The organism is Luteitalea sp. (assembly GCF_044337415.1).
Taxonomy (GTDB): Bacteria; Acidobacteriota; Vicinamibacteria; order Vicinamibacterales; family Vicinamibacteraceae; genus Luteitalea.
In genome coordinates, this window is record NZ_JBIINP010000303.1 from 1 (window position 1) to 3933 (window position 3933).

Below are 3933 nucleotides of genomic sequence, written 5' to 3' on the forward strand. Positions count from 1 at the left end.
GGGCGGCGCACCGGCGAGCGTCCAGCGCTCGACGGCCAGCACGAAGGCGTCCTGCACGGCGTCCTCGGCGAGCGTGATGTCGCCGAGGCGCCGCGCGAGGACGGCCACCGCACGGCCGTACTCGTCGCGAAACACGCGCGCGACGTCCGCGGCGTCCGTCATGGTCGGCTCACGACGCCGACGAATGCGCGAGCGGGCGCACCTCGATCGGCAGGCCGGCAGCATCGCCAGGCAGGGTCACGACCTTCGCGAGACGCGCCGCCCACGCGAGCGCCCCGTCGACGTCGGCGGCGCGGATGATGATGAAGCCGCCGAGGTGCTCCTTGCCCTCGGTGAACGGCCCGTCGGTGAGCAGGGCCTCTCCCGCCCTGTGGCGCACGACGGTGGCCGACGAGGGCGGGAACAGCCCGCCGTTGAAGACCCATGCGCCCTGCGCCTGGGCATCGGTGATGAAGGCGTGCATGTCCTGCATGACCTTCTGCAACTGCTCGGGCGGCGGCGGCTCACCGTCGGGCTGGTAGATGCTGAGCAGGTACTGCGTCATGGGCTTTCCTCCTGGGACGACGTCGCCAGCATGATGCGGGCAGTCATCTCCTATACGAACGGGAACCGCACAGATCGACAGGGGCCCGCGTCGGCGCGGAAGACGTCGCTCTGGCCATGGAGGCCCTGCTGCTGCCGCTCGGCGTCGTATCGCCGGCCTCGGCTCCCGGACCTGCGGCCTGCTGGGCGCCCACCCTGGCGCGGTGCCTGGGCTCCTGGGGCTCGCCCTGGGCGTCCCCGCCGTCGCGTCCTGGTGGCTCGCGGGGCGGTGACCGGGCCCGCCGGTCTGCCCTCGTGCCGCCGCGTCGGGTTCCTCTGGTGCGTCCCCGACGATCGACGACCCGACCGCGCTCAGTCGCCATGACCAGCGGCACCTATCGTTGTGGAGCGATCCCGCCGTTGGAGAGGATGTTCCTGCACGGAAGAGCTTGACTCGCCGATAATGTGGGGGACATGGCCGCAGCTCCCCTTCCGGTGGATGAAGCCGCGCGCCTGACCGCCCTGCGCCGGTACGACGGCCTCGACGACCAGGTCGCCGAGACGCTGGCCAACCTGACGCGCCTCGCCAGCCAGGTGTGCGACACCCCGATCAGCGTCGTCTCGCTCGTCGACACGGACCGACAGGTCTTCCGCGCGGCGCGCGGCGTCGACACGGACGGCACGAGCCGCGCGGATGCGTTCTGCGCTCACGCCATCCTGTCGCCCGAGTCGGTGCTCGTGGTGGGCGACACGCGTGCCGACCCGCGCTTTGCCGACAATCCCCTGGTGACCGGAGCGCCCGAGCTGCGGTTCTATGCCGGCGCGCCCCTGGTGGCGCCGGGCGGCCACGCGATCGGCACGCTGTGCGTGATCGACACGCGCCCACGGGCCATCACGCCGCTGCAGGTGGAGATCCTGCGGGCCCTCGCGCACCAGGCCATGGCCCAGCTCGAACTGGCGCGACAGGCCGTGGCGATGAACCGGTTGCTCGCCGAAGAGCAGCGGACGAGCCGCGAGCTGCGCGAGAAGGGCGCAATGCTCGAGGCGATCATGGACACCAGCGTCGCGGCGATCATCCAGGTCGACACGGCCGGCCAGATCGTCTACGCCAATCCGCAGGGCGAGGCCGTGCTCGGCCTCACGCGCGAGGCCCTGCTGGGCCGCTGCTACGACTCACCAGGGTGGCGCCATACCGCCCCCGACGGCAGCGACTGGCCCGACGAGGCGCAGCCGTTCCGGCGCATCATGGCCACCGGCGAGCCCGTGACCCAGGTCGAGCACGCCATCGAGTGGCCCGATGGTCGCCGCCGGCAGCTCTCGGTGAACGGCGCGCCGATTCGTGACGAGTCGGGCGCCATCGCCAGCCTCGTGTTCTGCGTGTCCGACGTCACCGAGCGCCACCGGACCGAGGAAGCCCGGCTGCGGCTCGAGGCGCAGCTGGAGCAGGCGCGACGGATGGAGGCGCTCGGCACCCTGGCCGGCGGCGTCGCCCACGACTTCAACAACCTGCTGACCGTGATCCTCGGCAACCTCGAACTCGCGCGCAGCGAGATCGAGGACGGCCGCGCGGACGCGCTGCTCGGCGATGCCTTCACCGCCTCGTCGCGAGCGCGTGACCTCGTCGATCAGATCCTCGCCTTCAGCCGACGGCACTCGGTGTCGCGCGCCACGATCGTGCTCGGCGAACTCGTGACCGAGGTCACGCGGCTGCTCCGGGCCATCATCCCTCCGGGCATCGAGCTGCGCACGGAGCTGTCGCCCGGCGTGCCGGCGGTCCTCGCGTCGGCCACGCAGCTGCATCAGGCGCTGCTCAACCTCTGCGTGAACGCGAGCCGGGCCATCCCCAGCGGACGGGGGCGCATCACGGTGTCGCTGGCGCCGGCGAGGCTCGCCGATGGCGAGGTCGTGGGGTTGCGTGCCGGCAGCTACGCCTGCCTCGAAGTGCGTGACACGGGCACCGGCATGGACGAGGCGACGCGGGCGCGCATCTTCGACCCGTTCTTCACGACGCGCGCCGCAGGCGAGGGCACCGGGCTCGGGCTCGCCGTCGTCGACGGCGTGGTGCGGAACCACGACGGAGCGGTCACGGTGGAAAGCACGCTGGCCGTCGGCACGACGTTCCGCGTCTTCCTTCCCGCCACCACCGCCACGGTCGACGCCGTCCAGCCCACGACGACGCTGCCCGCCGACCCGACGACGCCGCGGGGCCGCATCCTGTTCGTGGACGACGAGCGGCTGCTGGTGCGGATTGGCGTGCGCGCGCTCGAGTCGCACGGCCACACGGTGGAAGGCCACGTCGACCCGATCGAGGCGCTCACCTCGCTCGCCGTGCACCCGGACGACTTCGATCTCGTGGTCACCGACCTCAACATGCCGGCCGTGACAGGGCTGCAGGTGCTGGAGGAAGTGCGACGCCTCAAGCCCTGCATGCCCGTGATCGTCGCCTCCGGGTTCATGACCGACGACATGCGCGCGCGGCTGACCATGGCTTCGGCTACGGGTTTGCTGCACAAGCCGCACCTGCCGGCGGAACTGCGCGATGCCGTCGAGGCGGCGCTGCTGGCGCATCCGCCGACGCACTGAGAGCCGCGCGCCCGATGGGCCGGGTTGGGACAACCAGCGCTACCGGTGGCAACGAGGGTAGGGCAGGCCTGAGCGCAGCCGAAGGCCACGCCCGGCCTGGTCGTCACCGCTTCAGGAAGTGCTCGAAGAACGCGACGAGCTGCGCGTTGGACTCCGGCGTCGGGTCGTGCGTGGGCCGCGACGACATGCCGACACGCTGGCGATACCCGAGCAGCGCGTCCACGGCGACGCGATGGTTGAGGGCCACCCAGCGTTCGAGCGGATCCTCGGCGCCCCCGCTCACGAAGAAGGGACGCGGCGCGATGAGCGCGTGCAGGTCGTGCAGGTCCAGGCCGCGCTCCCGCATCACCTTGTACGGCCCCGTTCGCGGGTTGTCTGCCGTGGGCAGGCCGCCGGGCGTGCGGCGCGCCGTGGCGTCGAGCCCGAGGTACCACGGTTCCCAGTAGTTGACGTTCGGGCGCGACTCGTCGAAGACGATGCCCGGATCGCTCACGGCCACGGCCGCGAAGCGGTCCCACAGCGCGCCCGCGAACATCGCCCACTTGCCGCCATAGCTGTGCCCCACCACGCCGATGCGCAGCGGATCCACCTCGGGGCGTGCCGCGAGCGCCGTCCAGGCGTTGGCCGCGACGTAGGCGTAGTAGGACAGCGGCTGCACGTCCACGCCACCGCGATCGGGCGTGCGGGCGTCGCCGGCCGGCGTGCCGATCGAGAGCGTCACGAACCCGGCGCGCGTGAGTTGCCGCGCGAAGTCGCGCAACGGGCGCTGGCCGAGGCCAACGCTCGTCTCCGGCTCGTAGAACGGGACCAGCACGGCAGGCCGCCGCC

At 72.0% G+C, this 3933-nt stretch carries 2 protein-coding genes and 2 pseudogenes; 1 reads left to right on the forward strand and 3 read right to left on the reverse strand.

Translation table 11 applies throughout. The annotated features are described in order from the left end of the window. Positions 1–162: pseudogene (locus tag ACIRDX_RS21330) on the reverse strand (RNA polymerase sigma factor); the annotation flags it as partial. Positions 163–169: 7 nt separating this feature from the next. Then, a complete protein-coding gene (locus tag ACIRDX_RS21335) occupies positions 170–544 on the reverse strand; it encodes a YciI family protein (protein WP_396627448.1) in 375 nt (124 codons plus the stop codon). Between the two features lie 452 nt (positions 545–996). Between ACIRDX_RS21335 and ACIRDX_RS21340 the strand changes: the two genes are divergently transcribed. Then, on the forward strand, positions 997–3105 hold the full coding sequence (locus ACIRDX_RS21340; RefSeq protein ID WP_396627449.1) for an ATP-binding protein: 2109 nt from the start codon (positions 997–999) through the stop codon (positions 3103–3105). Positions 3106–3208: 103 nt separating this feature from the next. Here the strand turns inward: ACIRDX_RS21340 and ACIRDX_RS21345 are convergent. Beyond that, positions 3209–3933, reverse strand: a pseudogene (locus ACIRDX_RS21345) (sialidase); the annotation flags it as partial.